Annotated in this window: 21 protein-coding genes; all 21 read right to left on the bottom strand. The window is 56.4% G+C overall.

Translation table 11 applies throughout. The features are described 5' to 3' along the window. Positions 1 to 314: 314 nt before the first annotated feature. The gene (locus LJN55_RS09590; protein ID WP_105594848.1) at positions 315 to 821 is read right to left on the bottom strand and encodes an Lrp/AsnC family transcriptional regulator; all 507 of its coding nucleotides are present in this window, start codon (positions 819 to 821) and stop codon (positions 315 to 317) included. Positions 822 to 959: 138 nt separating this feature from the next. Next, positions 960 to 2,276, bottom strand: a complete 1,317-nt coding sequence (gabT, locus tag LJN55_RS09585; RefSeq protein WP_227536131.1) for a 4-aminobutyrate--2-oxoglutarate transaminase — start codon at positions 2,274 to 2,276, stop codon at positions 960 to 962. Between the two features lie 138 nt (positions 2,277 to 2,414). Beyond that, a complete protein-coding gene (locus LJN55_RS09580) occupies positions 2,415 to 3,548 on the bottom strand; it encodes a M20 aminoacylase family protein (protein WP_133843275.1) in 1,134 nt (377 codons plus the stop codon). A 1-nt stretch (position 3,549) separates the two neighbouring features. Beyond that, entirely contained in the window at positions 3,550 to 4,476 is a 927-nt protein-coding gene (locus LJN55_RS09575) for a 2-hydroxyacid dehydrogenase (protein ID WP_133843273.1), read from the bottom strand. Further along, positions 4,476 to 5,324, bottom strand: a complete 849-nt coding sequence (locus LJN55_RS09570) for a GNAT family N-acetyltransferase (protein ID WP_227536130.1) — start codon at positions 5,322 to 5,324, stop codon at positions 4,476 to 4,478. Before LJN55_RS09570 ends, LJN55_RS09575 begins: the two co-directional genes overlap by 1 nt. 9 nt (positions 5,325 to 5,333) lie before the next feature. Beyond that, positions 5,334 to 6,665, bottom strand: coding sequence for an NAD(P)/FAD-dependent oxidoreductase (locus LJN55_RS09565; protein ID WP_159337290.1), 1,332 nt, complete (start codon positions 6,663 to 6,665; stop codon positions 5,334 to 5,336). Between the two features lie 128 nt (positions 6,666 to 6,793). Then, positions 6,794 to 8,458, bottom strand: a complete 1,665-nt coding sequence (locus tag LJN55_RS09560) for an ABC transporter ATP-binding protein (RefSeq protein ID WP_133843268.1) — start codon at positions 8,456 to 8,458, stop codon at positions 6,794 to 6,796. Next, positions 8,455 to 9,309, bottom strand: a complete 855-nt coding sequence (locus LJN55_RS09555; RefSeq protein ID WP_133843266.1) for an ABC transporter permease — start codon at positions 9,307 to 9,309, stop codon at positions 8,455 to 8,457. Before LJN55_RS09555 ends, LJN55_RS09560 begins: the two co-directional genes overlap by 4 nt. Next, entirely contained in the window at positions 9,309 to 10,262 is a 954-nt protein-coding gene (locus LJN55_RS09550) for an ABC transporter permease (RefSeq protein ID WP_133843264.1), read from the bottom strand. The genes LJN55_RS09555 and LJN55_RS09550 overlap by 1 nt, the downstream gene beginning before the upstream one ends. Before the next feature lie 29 nt (positions 10,263 to 10,291). After that, positions 10,292 to 11,896, bottom strand: coding sequence for an ABC transporter substrate-binding protein (locus LJN55_RS09545; RefSeq protein ID WP_159337291.1), 1,605 nt, complete (start codon positions 11,894 to 11,896; stop codon positions 10,292 to 10,294). A gap of 57 nt (positions 11,897 to 11,953) precedes the next feature. Then, positions 11,954 to 13,231, bottom strand: coding sequence for an NAD(P)/FAD-dependent oxidoreductase (locus LJN55_RS09540; protein WP_227536129.1), 1,278 nt, complete (start codon positions 13,229 to 13,231; stop codon positions 11,954 to 11,956). 19 nt (positions 13,232 to 13,250) lie between these two features. Continuing rightward, positions 13,251 to 13,919, bottom strand: a complete 669-nt coding sequence (locus LJN55_RS09535; protein ID WP_227536128.1) for a haloacid dehalogenase type II — start codon at positions 13,917 to 13,919, stop codon at positions 13,251 to 13,253. 43 nt (positions 13,920 to 13,962) lie between these two features. After that, positions 13,963 to 15,432, bottom strand: a complete 1,470-nt coding sequence (locus LJN55_RS09530; RefSeq protein ID WP_133843256.1) for an aldehyde dehydrogenase family protein — start codon at positions 15,430 to 15,432, stop codon at positions 13,963 to 13,965. A 416-nt stretch (positions 15,433 to 15,848) separates the two neighbouring features. Beyond that, entirely contained in the window at positions 15,849 to 17,306 is a 1,458-nt protein-coding gene (locus tag LJN55_RS09525; protein ID WP_227536127.1) for an NAD-dependent succinate-semialdehyde dehydrogenase, read from the bottom strand. Positions 17,307 to 18,105: 799 nt separating this feature from the next. Then, the gene (locus LJN55_RS09520) at positions 18,106 to 18,600 is read right to left on the bottom strand and encodes a DUF943 family protein (RefSeq protein ID WP_227536126.1); all 495 of its coding nucleotides are present in this window, start codon (positions 18,598 to 18,600) and stop codon (positions 18,106 to 18,108) included. A gap of 114 nt (positions 18,601 to 18,714) precedes the next feature. Continuing rightward, complete coding sequence (locus LJN55_RS09515) at positions 18,715 to 19,173, bottom strand: DUF943 family protein (protein ID WP_227536125.1); 459 nt, start codon at positions 19,171 to 19,173, stop codon at positions 18,715 to 18,717. A gap of 70 nt (positions 19,174 to 19,243) precedes the next feature. After that, positions 19,244 to 19,738 (bottom strand): DUF943 family protein, encoded by a 495-nt coding sequence (locus LJN55_RS09510; RefSeq protein WP_227536124.1) that lies wholly within the window; start codon positions 19,736 to 19,738, stop codon positions 19,244 to 19,246. A 30-nt stretch (positions 19,739 to 19,768) separates the two neighbouring features. Then, entirely contained in the window at positions 19,769 to 20,596 is an 828-nt protein-coding gene (locus tag LJN55_RS09505) for a YPO3983 family protein (RefSeq protein WP_227536123.1), read from the bottom strand. Between the two features lie 124 nt (positions 20,597 to 20,720). After that, the gene (locus tag LJN55_RS09500; RefSeq protein ID WP_227536122.1) at positions 20,721 to 21,947 is read right to left on the bottom strand and encodes an MFS transporter; all 1,227 of its coding nucleotides are present in this window, start codon (positions 21,945 to 21,947) and stop codon (positions 20,721 to 20,723) included. Positions 21,948 to 22,052: 105 nt separating this feature from the next. Further along, the gene (gene cbl, locus LJN55_RS09495; protein WP_133843238.1) at positions 22,053 to 23,009 is read right to left on the bottom strand and encodes an HTH-type transcriptional regulator Cbl; all 957 of its coding nucleotides are present in this window, start codon (positions 23,007 to 23,009) and stop codon (positions 22,053 to 22,055) included. Positions 23,010 to 23,167: 158 nt separating this feature from the next. Further along, positions 23,168 to 24,085 (bottom strand): nitrogen assimilation transcriptional regulator NAC, encoded by a 918-nt coding sequence (gene nac / locus LJN55_RS09490; RefSeq protein ID WP_159336953.1) that lies wholly within the window; start codon positions 24,083 to 24,085, stop codon positions 23,168 to 23,170. Positions 24,086 to 24,537 lie beyond the last annotated feature (452 nt).

Raw genomic sequence — 24,537 nt, 5'->3', positions numbered from 1 at the left:
GTGGGGAAATATTCTGCCGGGTGAGGTCAACTTCCCCCGGGCGCGGCATGCCACGCCCCTACGGGAGTAAGTCGCTGTAGGAGGCGGGCATGCGATGTCACTGTGGGTGTCAGTCGCTGTAGGAGACGGACATGCTCGCCCCTGTGGGAGTGAGTCGCTTAAGGCGGATGGGCATGCGATGCCCCTATGGGAGTAAGTCGCTGTAGGGGGCGGGCATGCCCGCCCCTGTGGGAGTGAGTCGCTTAAGGCGGATGGGCATGCGATGCCCCTATGGGAGTAAGTCGCTGTAGGGGGCGGGCATGCCCGCCCCGTGGTTAAAACTCAACCTGGGTATGGCGCGTAATCAGCGAGCGCAGAGGCACACTGCTTTTCATAATCGGCGATTTAATCACGATATAACTGAAGTATTTGTCGATGCCCACTTTGGCATCCAGCAGTCCCTCAATCACTTCCTGATAATGCTCAATACTGCGGGTAATAAAGCGCAGCAGATAGTCATAACCACCGGTAATCAGGTGGCATTCCATCAGTTCATCCACCTCGCGGATGGCGTTCTCAAACTTCATAAAATCTTCGCGGCGATGGCCGGAAAGCGTCACTTCAGTGAAAACAGTGACCGAGTCGGTGATTTTCGTCAGATTGATGTGCGCCTCGTAACCGGTAATAAAACCCGCGGTTTCAAGGCGCTTTACGCGTTGGAGGCAGGGGCTGGGCGAAAGCCCAACGGCATCGGCAAGGTTCACATTGCTGATACGGCCATCTTTCTGTAGCTGCACCAGAATATTAATATCGATACGGTCCAGTTTCATTAAGCCGTTCATAGAACCCCTTCATTGTTTTACATCACTCAAATGGTATAACACGCTTTCAACAACTTACGCCAGTGTTTTACCGCGCTATACCCTTCGAGCGTTATCATCAATAACTGCAATAATATCAATGAGGAAGCATCTTTATGATTAGCCTAAACGCCCCGTTGCACGCGCCAGTGCGATATCAAAAATATGCAGCGCCTCTTCCAGCTGGGAATCACTGGTGACCAGCGGTGCCAGGAAACGCACGGTATTGCGATGCAGACCACATTTAATCAGTAACAATCCTTCCTGGCAGGCGCAATCGAGGATTTTCTGCGTCAATGCCGCATCCGGCTGTTTGGTTTCGAAGTCGATAATCTCCACCGCCTGCATAAAACCAATGCCGCGCACTTCACCAATACAGGCGTATTTGTCGGCCAGCTGTTGCAGACGTGCATTCAACTGCACACCGAGCTGGTTAGAACGCTCCAGCAGATTACCCTGCTCAAACAGATCGAGCACCGCCAGCGCAGCCGCGCAGCCCAGCGCGTTACCGCCATAGGTGCCGCCCAGCCCGCCCGGGGTTGGTGCATCCATAATGGCCGCTTTCCCCACCACGCCAGATATCGGCAGGCCGCCGCCGAGGCTTTTCGCCACGGTGACCAGGTCCGGCACAATGCCGGTGTGCTGGAAGCCAAACATCTTGCCGGTACGGCCAAAGCCGGTCTGCACTTCATCGCAGATCAGCAGAATGCCGTGACGTTCAGTGATGTCGCGCAGTGCCTGCATAAACGCCGGAGACGCCGTCAGGAAGCCACCATCGCCCTGCACCGGCTCGATAATGATCGCCGCCACACGCTCAGGCAGGATCTGCACCGCAAACAGGGTATCCAGCGCTTTTAAGCAATCTTCTTCAGAAATATCGTGGAACGCATTCGGGAAGGGCACACGGTAAATATCCCCCGGGAACGGGCCGAAGTTCTGCTTATAAGGCTGGCTCATGCCGGTTAAGGTCACACCTAATAAGGTACGTCCGTGGAACGCACCATCGAAAGCAATAATACCAGGACGGTTAGTATGTGCGCGCGCAATCTTCACCGCATTTTCTACGGCTTCCGCGCCGCTGGTGAAAAAGACACTTTTAAATTCTTCGCCCGCTCCCACCAGCTTATTCAGGCGTTTTGCCAGCTCGATATAGCCCGGGTAGGCCGCCACCTGGAAACAGGCGTGGGTCACCAGCTGCAGCTGCTCGGTCACGGCATTGATCACCGCCGGATGACTGTGGCCAACGTTTAATACGCCAATCCCGCCGACGAAATCTAAATAACGATTCCCTTCCACATCCCAGACTTCAGAACCTTTGCCTTTGGCAATAACGATCGGGTGTGCGGTCACTACGCCACGGGGAACATTTTCTGCACGAGCGTCCAGAAACAGGGCGTTATCAGAGAATGTCTGCTGTTCAGCCAGTAAATTGTGCATTTATTTGCCTCATTGACGTGAAGATGAATAGTTGCCCTTAGCGGGCATGGGTCAAGTATCGCAATAAGCCGTAAGGGAAAGCTGCCGTTCAACGGGCGGCGGCAGCATTAACTTTCGTAATTCGTCCTAAACGTTGGATTAAATTTTTACCGCCAGCGTTTCCTGCACCACCGCACAAAACCAGCGGATGCCGTACGGGATCAGCGCATCGTTAAAGTCGTATTCAGAGTGATGCAGCGGGCGGCTTTCCGCAGAGCCCAGCCAGACATAAGCGCCCGGTTTTGCCTGCAACATGAAGGAGAAATCTTCCGAGGTCATCGCCGGTTTCGGTGCGGTGCCGTGCTCAAGCCCGGCACGGCGTGCGGCATTCAGTGCAACACCTGCTTCATATTCGCTATTGAGGGTGGCCGGATAGTAACGGTCATAGGTTACGCTGGCCGTCAGCCCGTGCGCTGCCGTCACATGCTGCGCCAGTTCGCGCATTCGCTGTTCAATGCGGTCCTGCACCGCGCTGTCGAAGGTGCGTACAGTACCGGTCAGGGTTGCCTGTGCCGGGATCATATTGTGTGAGAAGCCGCCGTTAATACGCGTCACCGTCAACACCGCCGGATCGCAGGGGTCAAGATCGCGGCTGATGATAGTGTGCAGCGCCACCACCAGCTCACTGGTCGCCAGCAGGGTATCCGGCGTCAGCTGTGGCTGTGCGGCATGGCCGCCGCCACCTTCGACCGTGATGCTGAACGCATCGCCCGCCGCCATAATCGGCCCCGGCCGCGTCTGCACGGTGCCCAGCGGGAGCTGTGGCCAGTTGTGAATGGCGTAAACTGCATCACAGGGGAAGCGGGTAAACAGGCCGTCGTCGATCATCGCCTGCGCCCCGGCCAGCCCCTCTTCCGCAGGCTGGAAGATAAAATTCACCGTCCCGTCAAAATCCGGGTCGGCAGCCAGCTGTTCGGCGGCCCCCAGCAGCATCACGGTATGTCCGTCATGGCCACAGGCATGGCATCTGCCGGGCTGCTGGCTTTTCCACGGCTGGCTTCCGTTATCTTCCATCGGCAGCGCATCCATGTCAGCACGCAGACCGATTGCCCGCGTGCTGGTGCCGCGTTTCAGCACCCCCACCACGCCGGTTTTCCCGATACCGCGATGGACTTCCAATCCCAACGCAGTGAGAAAGTCAGCCACCAGGCCGCTGGTACGGTGCTCGTGATAACCCAGTTCGGGATGCTGATGCAGATCTCGCCGCAGTGCGACTAAATGCGCCCTATCCATATCAATATCCTTTGTCGCGATCGACCACGCCGATCATGGATTCTCCGCGTTCATAGCGGCGAATATTCTCCAGCAGTGCCTTCACTGCACTTTCTGGCTGCGTCTGGCTGGCAATATGGGGCGTCAGCCAGATCGCCGGATGCTGCCAGAAGGCATGCCCGGCGGGCAGCGGCTCCGGCGCGGTGACATCCACCACGGCGGCACTCATCTGCTGGCTGTCGAGCGCACTGACTAAATCCTCGTGATTAAGCTGCGCACCGCGCCCAACCTGCACCAGCGCGGCACCAGCGGGCAGCTGGCTGAACAGATCGGCATTCAGCATCCCTTCCGTGCTGGCCGTCAGCGGCAGCAGGCAGATCAGAATGTCCGTGCGCGCCAGGAATTCAGTCAACTGTTCGTTACCGGCCCAGCAGCGTACACCCGGCAGATCGCGCGGCGTACGGCTCCAGCCACCACAGTCAAAGCCCATCGCCACCAGCGGCTTCAGTACCGCCTCGCCCAGCGTGCCCAGGCCCATCACGCCAATACGCCGGCTGGCTGCGGTATGCACACTGTGCACCTGCCAGAGGCCATCGCGCTGCTGTTGCAGGTAGCGCGGCATATCACGATGCAGGCCCAGCACGGCAAAAGTCACGTATTCCACCATCCCGCTGGTGAGGCCGGGTTCAATCATCCGCACCACCGGCAACTCAGGCGGCAGACTGGCATAGTCGAACTGATCGGCCCCTGCTCCCACGGAAAACAGCACTTTCAGATTCGGAAACTGCTGCATAATATTGTCCGGCGGCACCCAGGCGACCAGGTATTCAACGTCTTCCGGGTTACCGATATCCGGCCACAGGCGGAAGCTGGCGGCGGGGGCCAGTTTTGCTACCAGGGCGGCCCATTTATTCCCGCGTTCGGGTTCTGACTTATAGACAATGTTCATCAGGCCAGCGCCTGGCTCATCAGCCCATACGCCTGCATCCCGCCCGCTTCTGGCTGCCACGGCACGCCTTTGTACATGGTGGTCGGTGCATCCACTTCCACCATCCCCATGTCATTCAGCCACGGGCCCAGCCCCGCTGAACGGTCGGTATCAATACGCACAAACTCCCCACTGACACCGCTTAACAGCTGGCTGACCAGTAACTTCGCATTCGACAGCGTGCGTGCGATCACCGGGCCGATAGCATAGCCATGACCAAAACGACGCAGGCAGGCAAAACCCGCCGCCGTGCCATTCTCTTCCAGCACCAGGAAACGCTCCGCGCTGTCGATCAGGTTGGCGATCAACAGGGGGCGATGCTGTCCCAGCGCCTGACGATCCAGCGCCGTCAGCAGCGCTGCATCCTGTCCCCCGGCAACACGTAAGCGCTGCTGCGGGCCACAGGCAATTGCCTTGATGGCAGGCAGTTCGCGGCACTGATGCTGCTCGACATGTCCGGTGGCGACAAAGCCCAGTTTTTCATACAGCGGCTGCCCCGCCTCCGTGGCGTGCAGACGCACATTGCTGCCCTCAAGCGCCACCAGCGTCTGCTGCATCAGCTGTTTACCAATGCCGCGCCCCTGCTGTGCGCCATCGACAATCACCAGTCCGAGGGTGGCGTAGTCACGCCCCCAGCGCCAGCGCAGCGCGGTGCCAATCACCTCACCATTTTCCTGCGCCACCAGGCCTTCCCCCAGCAGAAGAGCCTGCTGCCAGTCAGCGCGGCGGTGTGGCCACTTCATCTGCTGCGTCAGGGCAAATGCCGCATCCAGATGATTTTCATTCATCGCAACGAATTCAATAGTCATTTCAGCTCCTTACATCATGCCCGGCGCATCAAGGCCGGAACCGTCGATCAGACGCTCATAGCGGAACGGCGTCGGGTCAACAATCGGGGTATCTTTGGTGGCGAGATCGGCCGCCAGGCGACCGGCACCGGGGCCAATGCCGAAACCGTGGGCGCTGTAACCCGCCGAGAGAATCAGACCCGGCAGTTTACCCACCGGGGAGATCACCGGTACCGCATCGGCGGTGCTGTCGATCATCCCGCCCCAGGCCTGCTCCAGACGCACGTTTTCCATAGACGGGAACTCTTTGCGCATCGCACTCAGCCCTTCCTGCACCATCGCCATATCCGGTGCCGGGTCAAGAATGCGCACTTTTTCGAACGGCGAGATGCCATCCATCTGCCAGCGTGCCAGCGATTCCGGGCCGTTGAGGAACGGGCCAAGGCCAAGATTAATGGTCAGGTTTTTGCGCCGCGCTTTAAAGGTCGGGTAGAACTGGCGTGCATAGCGCAGCCCCTGAAAACCGGGTTCAAGACGCCCGCGGCCTGAGACGGAAACGGTATAGCTGCCATCAAGCTGCGGACGGCAGGCGAAGCCCGGGGTATACAGCGGCAAAGCAATTTTCTGTTCGATAGGTGCGGTACGGAATGCCGTACCAATCACATTACCCAGCGGCAGATCGATGCCGTGGCGGCGGCAGAACATCGATGTCCAGGCCCCACCGGCGCAGATCACGCTGCTGGTTTTAATTAAGCCGCGTTCAGTCAGCACACCGCTGACGCGTCCCGCCGAGATATCCAGCCCGCGCACCGCGCACTGCTGAAAGACCATTGCGCCCAGGCGCTGAGCCGCAATCGCCAGACCGGGTGCCGCAAGTGAAGGTTCAGCGTGGCCGTCAGTCGGTGAAGAAACACCACCCAGCCAGGCGCTGGAACTGCCCGGCGTCATCGCTCTGGCGCGTTCAGCGGTCAGAATTTCGCTGTGGAAGCCATACCCTTTCGCCATGGTGTTCCAGGCTTCCCAGGCATTAATGTCCTCCTGATTTTTGGTGGCGTACACCAGCCCGCTGCGACGAAAGCCCAGCTCTTCACCGGTTTCCACACCCAGTTCTTCCCAGCGTTGCAGCGCATACTGAATTAAGGGCAGTTCGCGCTCGTCGCGGTTCTGCTGGCGGCACCAGCCCCAGTTACGGCTCGACTGTTCGCCGCCGACCAGACCCTTTTCAATCAGCACTACGCTGACGCCTTTTTTGGCCAGCTCATAGGCGGCGGCCGCTCCGGCAATGCCGGCGCCGATCACCACCACATCCGCTGCGGGCGGAAAATGAGGGCTGTCCTGTACGTATCGAATCGGTGCGGGCATGTTATTCCTTACCTGAAAATAGTGTCTTCATCTGTGGGTGAGGCGTGCCTCACCCCTACGGGCATTGATATTGTCGCCGGGCATCCCCGGTGAACGTAGGGGTCAGGCATGCCTGACACGGTATAACATCACAAGGCGATATCACTCTCTTCGTGCTCGTCAAGCCAGCCCTGACGCAGCTCTGGCACCGCGCGTTTCAGGCGCTCATAGTACAGCTCGGTCGACGGTTTGTCGTAGTCGGCACGCGCCACCTGGGTGACCATACGGCCATTTTTCACCACGATAATCTCATCACACACCGAACGTACCGCGTGCAGATCATGGCTGATAAACAGCACCGACAGGCCCAGCTCACGCCGTAACTCGGTGATCAAATCCAGCACCGCAGCGGCCACCACGGTATCCAGCGCCGAGGTCACCTCATCACAGAGAATCAGATCCGGCTCTGCTGCCAGCGCACGTGCCAGGTTCACACGCTGCTTCTGCCCGCCCGAGAGCGACCAGGGTTTACGCCACAGCACGCTGCGCGGCAGGCGCACCAGGTCGAGCAGCTGCAGCATCCGTCTTTCCAGCGCCGCACCGCGCAGCCCGTGGAACAGCTTCAGCGGGCGCTTGAGGATCGTTTCAATGCTGTGCGCCGGGTTAAGCGCGGTGTCCGCCATCTGGAACACATACTGAATGCGGCGCAGCTCGTTCTCCGGGCGCTTATGCATATCTCCGGCGATGTAGTGGCCGTTAAACAGAATATGGCCGCCGCTGGGTTTGTTCATCCCGGCGATAGCGTGTGCCAGGGTGGTTTTACCCGACCCGGACTCACCGATAATGCCGATTGCCTGGCCGCGGTACAGTTTGAAATTAATGTCTTCGAGGATCTTAATCTTCGGCTGGCCGTTGCTGTCCAGTGGGCCATAACCGGCAGAGAGATCGCGCACCTGCAACAGCGGTTGCACGCTCTCATCCTGCGCTTCCCACGGGCTGGGACGCGGCTTCTGCTTCGCGGCTTCCAGCAGCAAATGGCTGTATTCCGCCTGAGGTGCGCGCAGCAACTGCTCAGTGGTGCCGTATTCGGCAATGGCCCCTTTCAACAGCACCAGAATTTTGTCGGCCATCTGCGCTACCACCGCCAGATCGTGGCTGACGTAGATAGCGGTAGTACCACGCTGGCGCACCACGCGGCGGAAGGCTTTCAGCACTTCCACTTGCGTGGTCACATCCAGTGCCGTGGTCGGTTCATCAAGGATCACCACTTCCGGGTCGCTGATCAGCGCCATCGCCGTCATCAGGCGCTGTAACTGGCCGCCGGAGACCTGATGCGGATAGCGGTCACCGATGGTTTCCGGGTTCGGCAGTGCCAGCTCACGGAACAGTTCGATAGCTTTGGTTTCGGCATCAGCGCGGCTCATCACCCCGTGGATGACCACCGGCTCCACCACCTGGTCCATGATTTTCATCGCCGGGTTAAACGAGGCAGCAGCACTTTGTGCGATGTACGCGACTTTGTTGCCACGGAACTGACACAGCTGGCCGGGCGTTAGCGAGGTCACGTCGGTGCCCGCCACGTGCACGGTACCTCCGGCGATCTTACAGCCGTGTCGGGCATAGCCCATCAGCGCCAGTGCAATCGTGGTTTTACCCGAGCCTGATTCACCAATCAGGGCCAGCACTTCGCCTTTCTGCACGGTGAAATGGATATCCGCTACCAGGGAAATCTCGTGGCCATCATCGGCCTGGGCGGTCACACGCAGATTGTCGACAGACACCATGGGCGTTGAGGCATGTGGTGTAATATTCATGCGGTCCCCTTAGCAACAACAGTTAATGAGCGCATCGATTGCAGGCTGTCGATAAACAGGTTGGCGCCGATGGTCAGACTGGCGATCGCCACCGCCGGCATCAGGACCGCAGGCGAACCATCAAACAGCCCTTGCAGGTTTTCGCGCACCAGCGTGCCCCAGTCGGCATACGGCGGTTGTACGCCCAAACCGAGGAAACTCAGGCCGCTAAGCAGCAGAACGATGTAGACAAAACGCAGACCGAAGTCAGTCAGCATCGGGTGCAGCATATTCGGCAGAATGTCATGGATAGCCACATACAGACGGCTTTCACCGCGCAGACGGGATGCCTGAACATAGTCCATCGAACGCAGGCTCGATGCCATCGCATAGGCGATGCGATATGCCCCCGGCCAGTAGGTAAACACCGCGGTAATAATCAACATCGGCAGCGATGAGCCAAATACGGCGACAATCATCAGCGCAAGGATTTTCCCCGGCAGCACCAGCATGGCATCGTTGATGCGCCCCAGCACCTCCTCCAGCCAGCGCCCGGCCACGGCCGCCAGCAGCGCCAGCAGCGTACCGACCAGGCTGGCCAGCAGTGCGGCGGTCAGCGCCAGGCCAATCGAATAGCGGGCACCAAACAGAATACGGCTGAAGATGTCACGGCCCAGATAATCGGTGCCGAACCAGAACTCACGGCTGAAGTCACCGAACAGCGGACCGCCGCCGATATCTTCCAGATTGTGCGGCGCCAGCGCGGTGCCAAACACCGCCATAAAGATCCAGAACAGGGTGATCAGCAGGCCGATTCGGCCGCTGATAGTGAGAGATTGAAAGAAGCGCCACGGCAGCGTCAATGTGTTCATCAGCCCCTCCACTTAGGATTGAACGCAATAGTCAGAATGTCAGCGGCCAGTAACAGCACCAGATAGCAGACGGCGAAGAACATCACGCAGAGCTGCACCACCGGCAGGTCGCGGTTACTGACCGCATCCACCATCTGGCTGGCCAGCCCCGGATAGCTGAAGATACTTTCGATAATAATCACCCCGCCAAACAGGTAAGAGAGGCTGAGTGAGATGGCATTAGCAATCGGCCCCACCGCATTCGGCAGCGCATGGCGTAGCATGGCGCGCAGCGGTGAAACACCTTTCAGCAGCGTCATTTCCAGATACGGGCTGTCCATCTGGTTGACGATAGCGGCACGCGTCATCCTTGCCATCTGCGCCACCACCACGCAGCACAGTGTCATCACAGGCAGAGCGAAGGTGCGCAGGAAACCGAGGAAATCCTGATGGGTGGAACCCAGCGACATGGCGGGCACCCAGTGCAGTTTGACGGCAAAGATAATCACCGCCACGGTAGCCACCAGAAACTCGGGTACGGCCACCACGGCCATGGTGCTGACCACCAGCGCGCGGTCAAGGAACGACCCGCGCTTCATGGCGGCGGTGATACCGATAAACAGCGCCAGCGGCACCGACACCAGGGTCGTGGTGACGGCGAGCTGGAAGGTGGCCGGAATACGTTGCGCCACCAGTTGCGTCACCGGAAGATTACTGGCGAAGGAGGTGCCAAAGTCGCCCTGAAACATGCCGGCCAGCCAGCTGAAGTAACGCATGATCAGCGGTTGATCCAGTCCAAGCTGCTGGCGCAGTGCCGCGACCGTTTCAGGCGTCGCGGACTGGCCAAGGATCATCTGCGCCGCATCGCCCGGCAGCATGCTGGTGATAAAGAACACCAGCGCCGAAACAATGAGAAGCGTAAGTAAACCCGACCCTATGCGCCGGAATATCAGTGTGAAAATGTACCTGTTCATCGCCATTCTCCTGGTGAAAGATGAAAGATTTACGACGTCAGCCAGGCATACTCGTGGAAGCGATAGCCCATCATCATGCCTGACGGCATCGCTTCAACCCCTTTCACTTTGTTGCTACAGCCGTCCATCGAACTGATGAAGGCCGGGATCAGCGTGCCGCAGTTGTCGTACACCAGTTTCTGCATGTCGCCATACATCTGCTTGCGTTTGCCCTGGTCGCTTTCGCCACGAGCGGCGGTAACCAACTGGTCGAACTGTGCATTTTTCCAGCCAGACTCGTTCCACGGGGCGGAGGAGAAGTAGAACTGGGAGAACAGCATATCCAGCGTTGGGCGCGGGTTGACCGAGCCGTAACCGATAGGATCTTTCATCCAGTGGGCTGACCAGTAACCGTCATACGGCACACGGCGTACGGCCACATTCAGTCCGGCTGAACGCGCGATCTGCTGTAACAGCTGGCCGCCTTCCACTGCCCCTTCGATATTCGGGGTAGTGATGATCTCGATTTTCGCACCGACCATATTGGCCTTTTTGAGGTGGAATTTGGCTTTGTCGAGATCCAGCGGACGCTGCGGCAGATCCTTGTTGAACATCGGATGCCAGGGCGGAACCGGGGTGTCGTTACCCACATCGCCAAAGCCCTGCAGCACGGTTTTCACAATCATTTCACGCGGTTGCAGATACTTCATTGCCAGCACGAAGTCAGGATTGCTGCCCGGGGTACGGTCAGTACGGATAATCAGGTCACTGTACATACCTGACTTACTTTCCAGAATGTTGAACTTACCGTTCTGACGCAGGCGTTTCACATCATTTGCGCCCAGCGTAGAGACGATATGCAGGTCGCCCGACATCAGTGCGTTGACACGTGCTGCCGGATCGGTCACTCCCATCAGCTCCACTTCGTCGAGGTGAGGCAGGCCCGGTTTGTAGTAGTTTTTGTTTTTTGTGCCGACGGTACGTACACCCGGCTGGAACGAGGTGAGAACAAACGGCCCGGTCCCCATTCCTTTGCTGAAGTCTTTGGTGCCGTCCTGCACAATCAGGAAGGAGCTGGTCGCCAGAATCGACGGCAGGTCGAAGTTTGGCTGCTCAAGCGTGATCTGCACTTCAGACGGGCTGACGGCCTTAATCTCTTTCATCTGGCTGGCGAGGGTGATCACCGTTGATGCCACCGCCGGATCTTTATGGCGGCTGAGGGAGTAAACCACGTCGGTGGCAGTCAGCGTTTTACCGTCATGGAAGGTGACACCCGTACGCAGCTTCACGTTCCAGTTCAGGCCATCACTGCTGGTAATGGATTCCGCCAGCGCAGGCTGCGCTTTCAGTTCTTTATCCAGTTCGGTCAGACCGCTATAAAACATAAACTGACGGCAGTAGTCGCCGCTGTTGCTGCCTTTCGCCGGGTCAAGCGTATCGCTGGCGGAGGCGTTGGCGACAGCCGCACGCAGTTTACCGCCCTTCACCGGGGCTTCAGCGGCAAAGCTGAATTCCGGAAAACCAATCAGACCGGTGCTCATCACCGCGCCTGCTGACAGCAGCTTCATCATGCCGCGTCGGGATATTGCGACATCCGTAATCGCCTGGGTCAAATTCGGGTTAACACGGCTAAATTCTTTGCGAAATTTACTCATTTGCACACCCTCAAAATCGTTGTTAATAACGTTTACCCTGAACGGATATGTTTTTATTTAGGACATTTTGTCTTTAACTTTGTAATACAGTCCTGCTACCGGCAGGAACCAGGGCTTGCCGAAGTAACCGGGTACCGCTGGCCAGCTGTTGCGCTGCCACGGATTTTCGTTGCTTTTCTCTGCTATCAGATCGGCCATCACGCGGCCCATCCACACTGACATCTGAGTGCCGTGCCCGCTGTAGCCCAGCGAGTAAAACACCCCGTCCTGTTCGCCCGCATGCGGCAGACGGTCGGCGGTCATATCCACCAGCCCCCCCCAGCAGTAATCAATCGCCACATTGCCCAGCGCCGGGAACATCTTCTGCATTCCGGCTTTCAGCACGTCGCCACTTTTTGCATCCGATGTCGGGCTGCTGATGGCAAAGCGGGCGCGTCCACCAAACACCAGACGACGGTCGGCGGTGGTACGCATGTAATTGCCCAGGTTAAGCGAGGTGACGTAGGTGCGATCACCCGGCAGTAAACGGTTAAGCAGGCTTTCCTCCAGAGGCTCGGTGACCACGACAAAGCTGCCCACGGGGATAATGCGGCGCTGGAACCAGTCAAACGGGCCAATGTTCGAACAACCGGTCGCCATCAGCACTTTGTCCGCGATAATATCGCCCTTAGCGGTACTCACGCGGTGGCTGTAGCCGCTCAGACGCGTCAGGCCGGTGACCGCACTGTGCGGGTAAATCGCTGCTCCGGCACGGGCGGCAGCTTCCGCCAGGCCGACGCCAAACTTGCCCATATGCATCTGGCCGCCGTGGCGCTGTAACAGCGCACCATGGAATTGCGGCGAATCGATTTCGCGCTTCACCTCGTCAGCACTCAGGATTTCCACATCCGGGTCAACGTGGCGTTTCATCATTTCGCACGCGGCGACCAGTGACGGCAGGTGCGACGCTTTGCTTGCCAGCTTCAGCTTGCCGCAACGGCGGAAATCACAATCGATCTGCTCACTCGCCACCACGCTTTGTACATAGTCCACCGCATCGGCAAAAGCGCGGTAATAGCGGGTGGCCTGCTCCACGCCCTGGCTCTCCACCAGGGCTGAGAAGTTCTGCGCGACGCCGGTATTACAGTGGCCGCCGTTACGGCCGGAGGCCTGGCTCATTACTTCACCCGCTTCCAGTACCACCACTTTCACGCCACTGCGGGCGAGGTTGAGTGCTGCTGAGATGCCGGTAAAGCCGCCGCCAATCACCACCACATCGGCAGTGGCTGGCAGGTCGCCCGTTGCCGCACCGGTGAAAGCGGGTGCCGTTGCCTGCCAGAATGATTCCAGTTTCATTGCCCTGCTCCTCTGAGGCTTACAGCCCGACGACGCCCGGAAGACCACCAATATCTGTGATTTCGCTGTACTCATAGGCCGGGTTGCCCGGGCCGTGACCGCGATTAACAAACACTTTGTTTTTGATGCCGAGGTCGTAGGCGGTCATCAGGTCATAACGCAGGCTGCTGGAAACGTGCAGGATCTCTTCCGGCCCACAGTTCAGCTTGTTGAGCATGTACTCAAAGCCTTTCATCTGCGGCTTATAGGCACCGACTTCTTCGGCGGTGATGGTCATATGGATCGGCGCGCCCAGGCGCGGAATATGGTTCTTGATCAGCGCGTCGGTGGAGTTAGTCAGCAGCACCAGCGGGAACTCTTTCGCTACAATGGCCAGCCCGGCAGGCACATCTGGATGCGGGCTCCAGGTGGCACAGGCGGTCATCACGTCGGCGCAGTCCTGATCCGTACACTCCACGCCCCATTTGTTACAGGTGCGGTACAGCGCATTGGCCACCACCAGCGGGTAAAGCTTAAAGGCACCCAGCACTTCATCCATGCGGTAACAGGAGAAGTCATCGGTGAAAGCCTGCATGCGCTCTGGGCTGATGCGGTCGGCGAAGATGGCAGCGGCGGCACCGGCCATATCGAAGTTGATCAGCGTGCCATAGCAATCGAAGGTGATGTATTTCGGTTTAAACACGGCCATTATGCTACCTCTACAGAGTTCGGTTTAGGGATGAAAACAGGTTTCAGAAATCGATCAGCACGCTTTTATAGCGCTGGCAGGCCTCAAAAGCCTGACGGCCCAGATCCTTGCCGATGCCGGAGCCATGGAAGCCCCCGGTAGGAATAATGAAGTCGCCGGAGCGGCCATAACGGTTGATCCATACGGTACCGGCGGCAATACCGCGCATCGCGCGCAGGGCGCGGTCGATATTTTTGGTATGCACCCCGGCGCACAGGCCGTAGGTCGGATGGGAGGCAAGTGCCAGGCCTTCGGCTTCGTCGTCGAAGATCTGCACCGTCAGTACCGGGCCAAAGATCTCTTCCTGTACCGCCGGGTTATCGTTGCCGCTGACGGCCAGCAGCGTGGGCTGCCAGAAGTAGCCTTCACCGGTATCCGCAAAGCGCTCGCCGCCGACCAGCACTTCAGCCCCCTGCTGACGAGCGCTGCTCACCACAGAGGCCACTTTTTCCGCCTGACGGCGGTCAATCATCGGCGCATAGCGGCTGGTGTCGTTCCAGGTCACACCAGCGCGGAAGCCCTGGCACAGCTCAATCAGTTTGCTAATCAGCGCATCGTGGATGCCGCGCTGGACAATCAGACGGGTGCCCGCCACGCAGGCCTGCCCACCGTTGGCGGTGAAGCCGCGCAGGATACGTCCGGCCACTTCATCAATATCCCCACAGTCGTCAAACACCAGCTGCGGGCTTTTGCCACCCAGTTCCAGCGTGACCGGTTTCATACCGTTAAACGCGGCATCGCTCATAATGCGTGCCCCGGTAGCGGTTGACCCGGTGAAGGAGACTTTACGCACCAGCGGATGAGCCACCAGCGAACTGCCCGTCACCGCCCCGCCGCCCTGGATGATGTTCAGTACGCCCGCAGGCAGACCCGCCTTGATGGCCAGTTCGGCCATACGTACGGTTGAAAACGGGGTCAGTTCTGAAGGCTTCAGCACCACGGCATTTCCTGCTGCCAGCGCCGGGCCACATTTCCAGGAGGCCATCGACAGCGGGAAGTTCCAGGGGGTAATCGCACCGATCACGCCGTAAGGTTCCGGCACCAGCATGCCCAGGCTGGCATCACGGGTCGGCAGCACATCGCCGCTGTATTTGTCGGCGCACTCGGCATAAAAGCGGATCGCTTCAGCAGTAAAGGGAATTTCGTGGTTCACCACGTCATGAATCGGGCGGGTGGAGCCGAGAGACTCTAACTGTGCCAGCAACGGGTCAGCGGCAATCAGATCGGCCCAGCGCTTCAGCACCGCGCCGCGCTGGCGTGGTGGGCAGGATGCCCAGCCACTGTCGCGCACCGCACGATCAGCGTTGCTCACGGCGTCATCGACCAGCGCGGCATCGGCCTCAAACAGTTCTGCGGCACGTAGACCATCAGAAGGACGGTTAACGGTTAATGCCTCACCTTTACCGGTCAGATGCTGACCATTAATGAAGTGTCCTGCCGGTAACGCTATTTTGTCGGGATCGAAACTGAGCATGAATAGACCCTTAATGGAGACCAGAATTTTTTGGTCTTAGTTATTTCATTTGTATTAAGCAATGCAGAAAGTATGCCACTCACGCAAAAAAATAATAATGCGTAAAAGCGGGTGCAAAAAAATTTTCTGCCGTAATGAAGGGTGTTTTTTTCCAGATAAACCGAGTAATTAAATAGATGATTTTCATCACAAAAAAGATGCACCACTGCGGTGAATTCGGTACTAAACTTGCACCAAATAAGAGCGGTGAATGTGTCAGTTTTCCGTTAAGTGCAGGTATTACAGATAAAAAAAGGCCCGCACCTTTATGGGTAGCGGGACTTTTTAAAGATGAATCCCCAGGCGCTTAGATAACTAAGTGACTGGGGTGAATGAATGCAGCCAACGCATCTGCGGCTTGAAGTATGACGGGTAAGTTACAGGCTGCCGAAATGGAAGGCTTTAGATTCCAAATATTCTTCGATGCCGTAGCGTGAACCTTCGCGGCCAACACCCGATAATTTAATCCCACCAAACGGCGCCACTTCCAGCGAAACCGATCCGGTATTAAATCCAACCATGCCAAACTCCAGCGCCTCTCCTACGCGCCAGGCACGGCGAATATCTTCGGTGAAGAAATAAGCCCCCAGACCGAAGGGGGTGTCATTCGCCATCGCAATCGCTTCCTCTTCAGTATCGAAGATAAACAGCGGTGCGACCGGGCCAAAGGTCTCTTCATGGGCAATACGCATGGCGCTGGTGACGTCACCCAGTACCGTTGGCATCACAAACGTGCCGTTCCCGTTGCTGATGCCACCCGCCAGCAGTTCTGCACCGTGGCTGAGGGCATCTTCAATATGGCTGTTCACCTTAGTCACCGCAGCCTGGTTGATCAGCGGCCCGATGGTGCTGCCTTCTGTGAATCCGTCGGCGACTTTCAGTTTCGCCACCTCGGCCAGCAGACGCTCGGCAAAACGCGGGTAGATATTGCGCTGCACCAGGATACGGTTGGCGCAGACGCAGGTCTGCCCGGCATTGCGGAATTTACTCATCATTACGCCGCTGATGGCGATATCCAGATCCGCATCATCAAAGACGATCAGCGGGGCATTGCCCCCCAGCTCCAGGCTGAGACGTTTAATGCTGTCGGCGCTCTGCTGCATCAGCAACTGACCAATACGGGTTGAGCCGGTGAAGGAGATCTTACGTACCGTGCGGCTGCCCGTCAGGGTTTCACCGATGGCTTTCGGCAGCCCGGTGACAATCTGCAATACGCCTGCGGGAATGCCTGCTCGCTGGGCCAGTTCCACCAGGGCGAGCGCAGAGAGCGGCGTCAGCTCTGAGGGTTTAACAATGATCGGGCAGCCTGCGGCCAGCGCCGGGGCCACTTTGCGGGTGATCATGGCAATAGGGAAATTCCATGGCGTAATCGCCGCCGCCACGCCGACGGGTTGTTTCAGCACGAGGATACGGCGGTCATCGCTCGGTGCCGGGATGGTGTCGCCGTAGATGCGGCGGGCTTCTTCGGCAAACCATTTAACGAACCCTGCACCGTACAGCACTTCCCCTCTGGCTTCCGCCAGCGGTTTGCCCTGCTCGGCAGTCATGATAATCGCCAGGTCGTCGGCGTTGTCGAGGATCAGCTGATGCCACTTTTCCAGCAACAGTGCACGCTGCGCATTCGGTGTTTTCGCCCAGCTTTTGCGGGCCGCATCGGCAAAGGCAATCGCCTGTTCGGTTTCCTCAGCACCCAGTGACGGAATGGTACAGAGCACATCGCCAGTGGAGGGATTGATCACCGGCAGGGTTTCACCATTAAATGCGTCCTGCCACTGTCCGTTGAAATAAGCCTGCTGGCGCAGCAGAGTGGCATCCTGTAAACGTTGTGCGAGCATAGCGTCTCCTTAATAAGTTCATTTCACTTTAGCGGAGGAGGCGCAGGCAATGCTGCGTTATCGTTTGGGCCGATGCGTGGTGGCGCGTGTTTTGCTGCGGGAAACGAAATTTTATGCCGTTGAGGTATTGGGGGCTGATTTTATGATCTTCCGTCACTGCTGATGCGCTCGGTTTTAAAACCTCAACGGCGTCCAGGTCTGATCCAGGAGGCGATCACTGAAGGATCCCCACAAAAATGAATAGCTGGCAGTCTGGCTTCAGGTCCGGGGCCAGTTTGAGCACGCCGGATCGGCAACGACCGCATCCCTGCGGGCCTCGGCACGCGACGTCCTGTCGCGTGACGTCCGGCTTACCTCAAACTGGCCCCATCCCCGCAGAACGTCTGCTCGCTGTCGGTTTTAAAACCACCACCACGTGACAATCTATGCGGATTGATTCGAATCAGAATTTTTAGGTTTTGACCTGGATTTTGACGTTGAGGCGGCATTCAGCAGCGCTGAGGAAGCGCAGAGAACCAGGACGAACCGCCAGGACGGCGGTGAGAGGGAGAGCCGGCACAGGGATGTGCCGTCACGACCGGTGCGTCGGTGAACGACGCTTGCGAAGGCATCCACGCAGTGGACGCAGCGCCTGCCGCAAAGCCCGGGTCCCCAGGGTGGGGGCGACTGCCCACCCTGGGTCGCTCAGCCCGCGCAGCGGGAAAGCGAAACGCCCTTGACGTTGACCTGGTCGTTAAGCCCCTTACAGGACGACCGAAAAAGAGAGTCCGCCACTACGGATTAATCTCAGCATTATCGATTAATCAGCAACACGCTTAATTTCAGCATTCTCGCCACGCTGAATATATTCACTATCATCCGTCGTGTAACTGGTATCGGTTTGGTTGTAGTGTGATATCCATAACAGCCATTTTTTTTCGGCACAATTGGCGCCAGGCTTCAGACTGTCAAAACAAATAAGGTCGTTATCGCTGGCCCTGTGCTGCAGAAACTGAAAACCATCGCCTGCCTCACCAATCAATACCGACCAGTAGTATTTACCGCCAATAAATGGCACGTTATACTTTTCTATCAACAACGCTTTATTATCCAACCACCATGCAACTCTCCCTTTATCCATCATGGGGAAATGCTCCACAAAAAGGTAAATACGATTTCCTTCCCGTACGAAACTGACAATTTTCACTGGCCTGAGAAACAGGAACAACAGGAGAAAGAAAATGATAAGCAACGAGATCACTAAAACCGATTTTATTACTCGCTGATTTTTCCCCATTTTCTCTACTATGCCCATATCTGTTTCCTTCTGACAGGATGCACGAAAATGGCCCAACGATGAAAATCGTCATATCAGGCCAGTTATAATATCAACCGAATAGCTGCTTTCTGCTATCCAGACAAGACCGCTTTATCTCTTAACACGTCTAATTTCAGCATTAACGCCACGCTGGATATATCTTTCGTCATCCGTATGGTAGCTGGTATCGGTTTCGTTATAGTGTGATATCCATAACAGCCATTTTTTCTCGATACAATTAGCAGCAGGTTTCAGGCTGTCAAAACAAATAAGATCGTTATCACTGGCCCTGTGCTGCAGAAATTGAAAACCATCGCCAACCTCACCAATTAATACCGACCACGGGTATTTACTGCCAATAAAAGGCACATTATACTTTTCTATCAAAAACGCTTTATTATCCTGCCACCATGCAACTCTCCCTTTATCCATCATGGGGAAATGCTCCACAAAAAGGTAAATACGATTTCCTTCCCGTACAAAACTGACAATATTGACCGGGCGTTGAAACCAGGAAAACACATATACACCCGCGATTAAAACCAGCAATAGATAATATTTTTTCATCATCCCAGACCATAGATAACAGTAATCGACCGATCGACATATACTTGCTATCGATCGGTTAACAGCGATAAATTTAATCAGCAACACGCTTAATTTTAGCGTTATCGCCACGCTGAATATATTTGCTATCACCCGTAAGGAAGCTGGTATCGGTTTGGTTATAGTGTGATATCCATAATAGCCACTTTTTTTCGGCACAATTGGCGCCAGGCTTCAGACTGTCAAAACAAAGATAATCATCGGCTTTGTCTGTTTTCGGCCGAAATTGAAAACCCTCGCCTGCCTCACCAATTAACACCATCCACCGCTTATCACTGCCAATAAACGGCATGTTATATTTTTTCTTTAATACTTCTTTATTCTCTTCCCACCATGCAATTCTCGCTTTAGCCGTCATGGGAAAGTTATCCACAAAAAAATAACCCTCATTCCATTCGCGGACAGTACTGACAATTTTTACTGGCCTGAGGAAAAAATACAGTATGATAAGAGCGGCAACCAAAATGACAGTAGCCGGCACTATTTTTTCAAAACGTTGCCGGCTCGTCTTTATTTTTGAATTAATCATAGCGATTACCTGTAATAGTGATGGTAGCGTTCATCTCTGTAATAAAGGCTTAAATGAATACTTATCATAATGTTGCAGTAAAAACCAGATACGAAAAATTCTAAACTGCCTGTAAACCGGATTTAAAACATCTTTGGAATCCAGTCCAAAATGGTCCTGAGACCGATAATGTATTGTAGCAGAGTAGTTATCACCTTCGATCACAAGAGACTTTAACGTAATACTGGTTGCCCACACATCATGAACACTGATAGTGAGTGAGTTGATTCTATCCACCCACTTATTGAATTTTGGTAAAACCATCTTAGCCATCTTTGTGGAAAACCAGGATTTATTTTTACTATCATAACGCCCAACCTCCCAGTTGATATAATTCGACAAAGTGTCCTTAATAATCAAAAGTGAGCTCTCTCTCGATGAGTCGCTTACTATCTGCTCCTTATACGCACTATCTAACAAGTGGCTACTAAATACCTTGCCATTACCTGTCTGCATATGAGTAATTAACTTCTCGATCAGGCCGCGATAAGGACCAATAAATGAAAACACCCTCGATAACTCGCGAAACTCATCAAATAAAATATCCGATCGTTCTTTCACTGAAAGCGGTTGTGATGCCCACTGATTAAAGAGAGTGAAACGCGATGCGGTAATCCTCTCACCCGTGTAAGGATTTACCCTTGCGGAAACGTCCCTTAGCTTGAAATCGGTTTTCAGACGAGATTCTGACACGTCGCCATAGCGCATATCATCGGCACTGTATTCATCCATGCGGTTTGCGGATGTAAACAGACGACAGGGAAGAGAAATGGCAGGCTGCTTAAACAGCGTATTGGGATCAAACGATTGTTCTGACACAGAGCAACTCCTTTTGCTTTACCCCTTCATCATGTAGGGGAATAGAGAAGCGCCTAATATAGCCTGGTTTTTCCCTGAATTTTCATGCTGCGCAATAAATCAGATTTTACACCAGTCGGAATTCTTACTGCCGTTGAGGATGGCGCAGGCCGTGCCCGTACAAGACAAGCTGGGCGATCAACACCATTCCGCCCGCCAGCCCGAACGTCAGTCGCATCCCGTGGGATGATGCAAGATGAGGAGCAAAATCACCGTACCGTGTGGCTGCGGCATACACCGCCGCCATTAATGCCGCACCGGCAATAAACCCCAGGTTCCGGCCCAGATTCATCAACCCGGAAACCAGACCGCGCCGTGCCGGGTCGGCCCCTTTCAGTAAGGCCGTATTATTCGCCGCCTGAAACAGCGCATAACCCGCCGTCAGCAGCATCAGGCCCGCCACATAACCCGCAATACCGGCGCCGGGCGGCAACAAAGCCAGTAACAGGCAGCCCCCCGCCACCGCGGCTAAACCGATTAACGTCGTGGACTGCGCCCCAAGACGATCCACCAGACGCCCGGCCGGTACACCGCTGAGAGCGGCCACCAGCGGCCCCACCGCCATCACCAGCCCGGTCTGGCGCGGGGAAAGCTGCAATCCATGGCTCAGATAGAAGGGCCCGACGACAAAGGTCGTCATCATCACCATGGCAACCGCCATACTCAGCAGCAGGCCGCGTACCAGCGCCGCCTGACGCAGCAGCGACAGCAGCGATCCACGGGGCATGGCGGCATCCGGCGCGCCAGAAGACGGCAGGAAATGCTGCACCATTCCCCATGCGATCAGCCCAAGCGGCAGGTTAATCACAAACAGCGCCTGCCAGCCGAAACCCGCAATCAGCAGGCCACCCAGCGCCGGCCCCAGCGCCGTGCCGATGGCAGAGACGGTCCCCAGCAGCCCCATTGCCCGCCCGGTGCGTTCAGCGGGCAACACCTGGATCGCCAGCGCCAGCGTATTCGCCATCATCATCGCGCCGCCCAGGCCTTGCAGAATGCGGGCAGCAATCAGCCAGCCGATATGCGTTGCCAACCCACAGCCCAGCGATGCCACACTGAACAGCAGCACGCCGTAGCCCAGCAGCCGCTGGCGACCAAAACGATCGCCCAGCCACCCCATCGCCAGCACGGAAGCCGTCACCGCCAGCAGATACGCCAGCACCACCCACTGTATTTGTGAAAAAGAGGCAGCAAACGCCGCCGCCAGCGTGGGCAGACCGACGTTCGCAATACTGCTGCCCATCGAGGAGATCAACATACTGAAGGCCAGCGCATAAAGCGGGCCGGAGGAAGAACGGGGAAGAGATGAGGTCATGGCTTAAGCTCGCGGATAGAATGTACCCGGAGCTTAGGCCGTCAGCCGATAAGGCGGAAGACGCAGGGGTGTCAGTATATAGCTGCACCCAACGCCATGTCAGAATCAGATCTGGAAGTCGATCACCGGTTCTTCTTCGTTCAGCGACAATGCCTGGCGTTTGATCTCTTCCAGCGACAGGTTCGCATTACAGAGCTCCAGGAACTGCCAGACAAAATTACGCTGCAACTGCCCGCGTTTCAGCCCCAGCCAGACGGTATTAGACTCGAACAAATGGCGCGCTTCGAGCCGCGTCAACGGCGAATGCTCATCCAGCTGGCAGGCCTGATCGGCCAGTACACCCACACCGAGGCCCAGCTCAACGTAGGTTTTTACCACGTCCGAGTCCTGCGCACTCAGTACGATATCGGGCTTCAGACTGGCGGCGTGGAACGCACGGTCGACTTTCGAACGCCCGGTAATCCCCTGGCGATAGGTGATCAGCGGATAACGGCTCAGCGCCGCCAGCGTCAGCGGTTGCTGCTGCTCCAGCTCGTGCCCTTTGGGCACCAGCAGCGCATGGTGCCAGCTGAACCACGGGAAGGCAGCCAGCGCCGGATTGTTAACCACCTGCTCACTGGCGATGCCGATATCGGCCTCGCCCGCCACCAGCATGGAGACAATCTCCTGCGGTGATCCCTGATTGAGTTCCAGACGCACATTGGGATAGAGCGAACGGAACGCTTTAATCACTTTCGGCAGGCTGTAGCGCGCCTGAGTATGGGTGGTGGCTATCGTCAGCACGCCGCTGGATTCGTTGGTGAACACATCGGCCAGGCGACGCACTTTACCCGCTTCATCAAGAATACGTTCTGCAATGGTCAGCAGCGCTTTGCCCGGTTCGGTCATCCCCAGCAGGCGTTTACCCCGGCGGATAAAAATCTCGACCCCAAGTTCATCTTCCAAATCCCGTATATGGCGGCTGACCCCAGACTGGGAGGTAAACAGCGCATTCGCCACTTCGGTAAGATTAAACTCGCAGCGTGCTGCTTCCTTAATGATTTTAAGTTGCTGAAAATTCACGCGCGCTCCTCCCTCTGTTATCTGTTGGTTTCCTTCATGTTAAGGATGCACATTGATAGCAACAAATAATAAAAAGAGGTTTTATATGCTTTTTAGCGATAAGGGAGGCGAAGCGGCAGGAAGTGAGGCGCGCGATGGCGCGCCCGGCACAAAGGCATTTAACTGACCAGCATCAGTTCGCGATCTTCTGTCACTGGATTATTCAGCAGCGACAACAGAATGTTTTTGACCGCCAGCGCGGACGGTGACATTGGCAACGTAGCAGAGACGTTTAAGGACAGCGGCAGGTTCAGCGCAGGGCTGGTTATGCGCGCCATCCAGGCATTGGTTGAACTCACCAACGCCCGCGCGGCAGACTCTGGCAGCACGGTCGCTCCCATGCCGCTGGACACGGCGGCGGTCAGCGTAGCAATCGATTCAATTTCACCGATGATGCGTGCGCTGAGGCGACGCAGAGAGAATGCTTCGTCCACACGTTTACGTACGGCGCTGTAATCACGCGGCAGGAACAGATTCATCTCTGCCACATCGGTCAGGTCGATAGTCTGCCCAGGACAGGCGCTGGCACCCACCAGATACAGTTCTTCTTTCATCAGGGGAATGCTGGTGATGCCCGCGGCCGGTGAACGGTCATACAACACCGCCATATCCAGTTGCCCACTCATCACTTTTTCGTTTAATGACGCGCCGCTGTTCTCATGCAGATATACCAGCACATCCGGAAATTGTTCGCGTACGGTTTGCAGCAAAGGCATGGTCAGCGAAGAGGCGGCGGTCCCCGGCGCCAGGCCGATGGAAACCTGCCCTGCCAGTGCCTGCCCGGCGTTGATCACCGCCGTCTGTGCCTGTTCACACTGACGCAGAATAGTGCGGGCGTGGGCATAGAGGATCTTACCCGCGTCGGTCGGCGTAACGCCGCGTTTGGTGCGGATCAGCAACTGCTGGTCAAGTTCGTTTTCCAGTGTTGCCACCTGCTGGCTGAGAGCTGGCTGTGCAATATGCAGGACTTCTGCCGCCTGAGTCAGGCTGCCGATGTCGACGATTTTTACGAAATACTTCAGTCGTCTTAAGTTCATTTTGCCTCCGTCACGGTTCCCCGAGTGCCAGTAATGCTGGCGTCTGTAATAAGTTTTCATTCTGACCCGAGGGTAATTGCAAGGGGCGTGCCAGAATTTTCCTAATAGTGACAAGGCGTCCGGGATATGGGCTAACAGGCGGTAAAATAAGAGAATCTGATTACGGGTACTGGGATGATGCGTAGGTGGGATGTCTGGCAGGTCAGGTCCCTTTGCGGGGTTGCACGCGGATGGTGCAGGAAATGCGTTGAGGATGTGCAGACAGTGAATCATCTTATCTTTGATAAAGTTTTACACCAGCTCCGTGCCTCAGATATCCCGCGCCTTTCAACGCGTTAACGCAAATTCTAAGAAAAATCCCCCTATAAATCAGATCACAATACTGAAACCCCGCGGTTGCTCATTATTGACTGGCTACTATATAGTCACGCCTGGTACACACAAGGAAAGTG

It is taken from the genome of Erwinia rhapontici (genome assembly GCF_020683125.1).
Taxonomy (GTDB): Bacteria; Pseudomonadota; Gammaproteobacteria; order Enterobacterales; family Enterobacteriaceae; genus Erwinia; species Erwinia rhapontici.
This window is presented reverse-complemented; position numbering and strand designations above follow the sequence as displayed.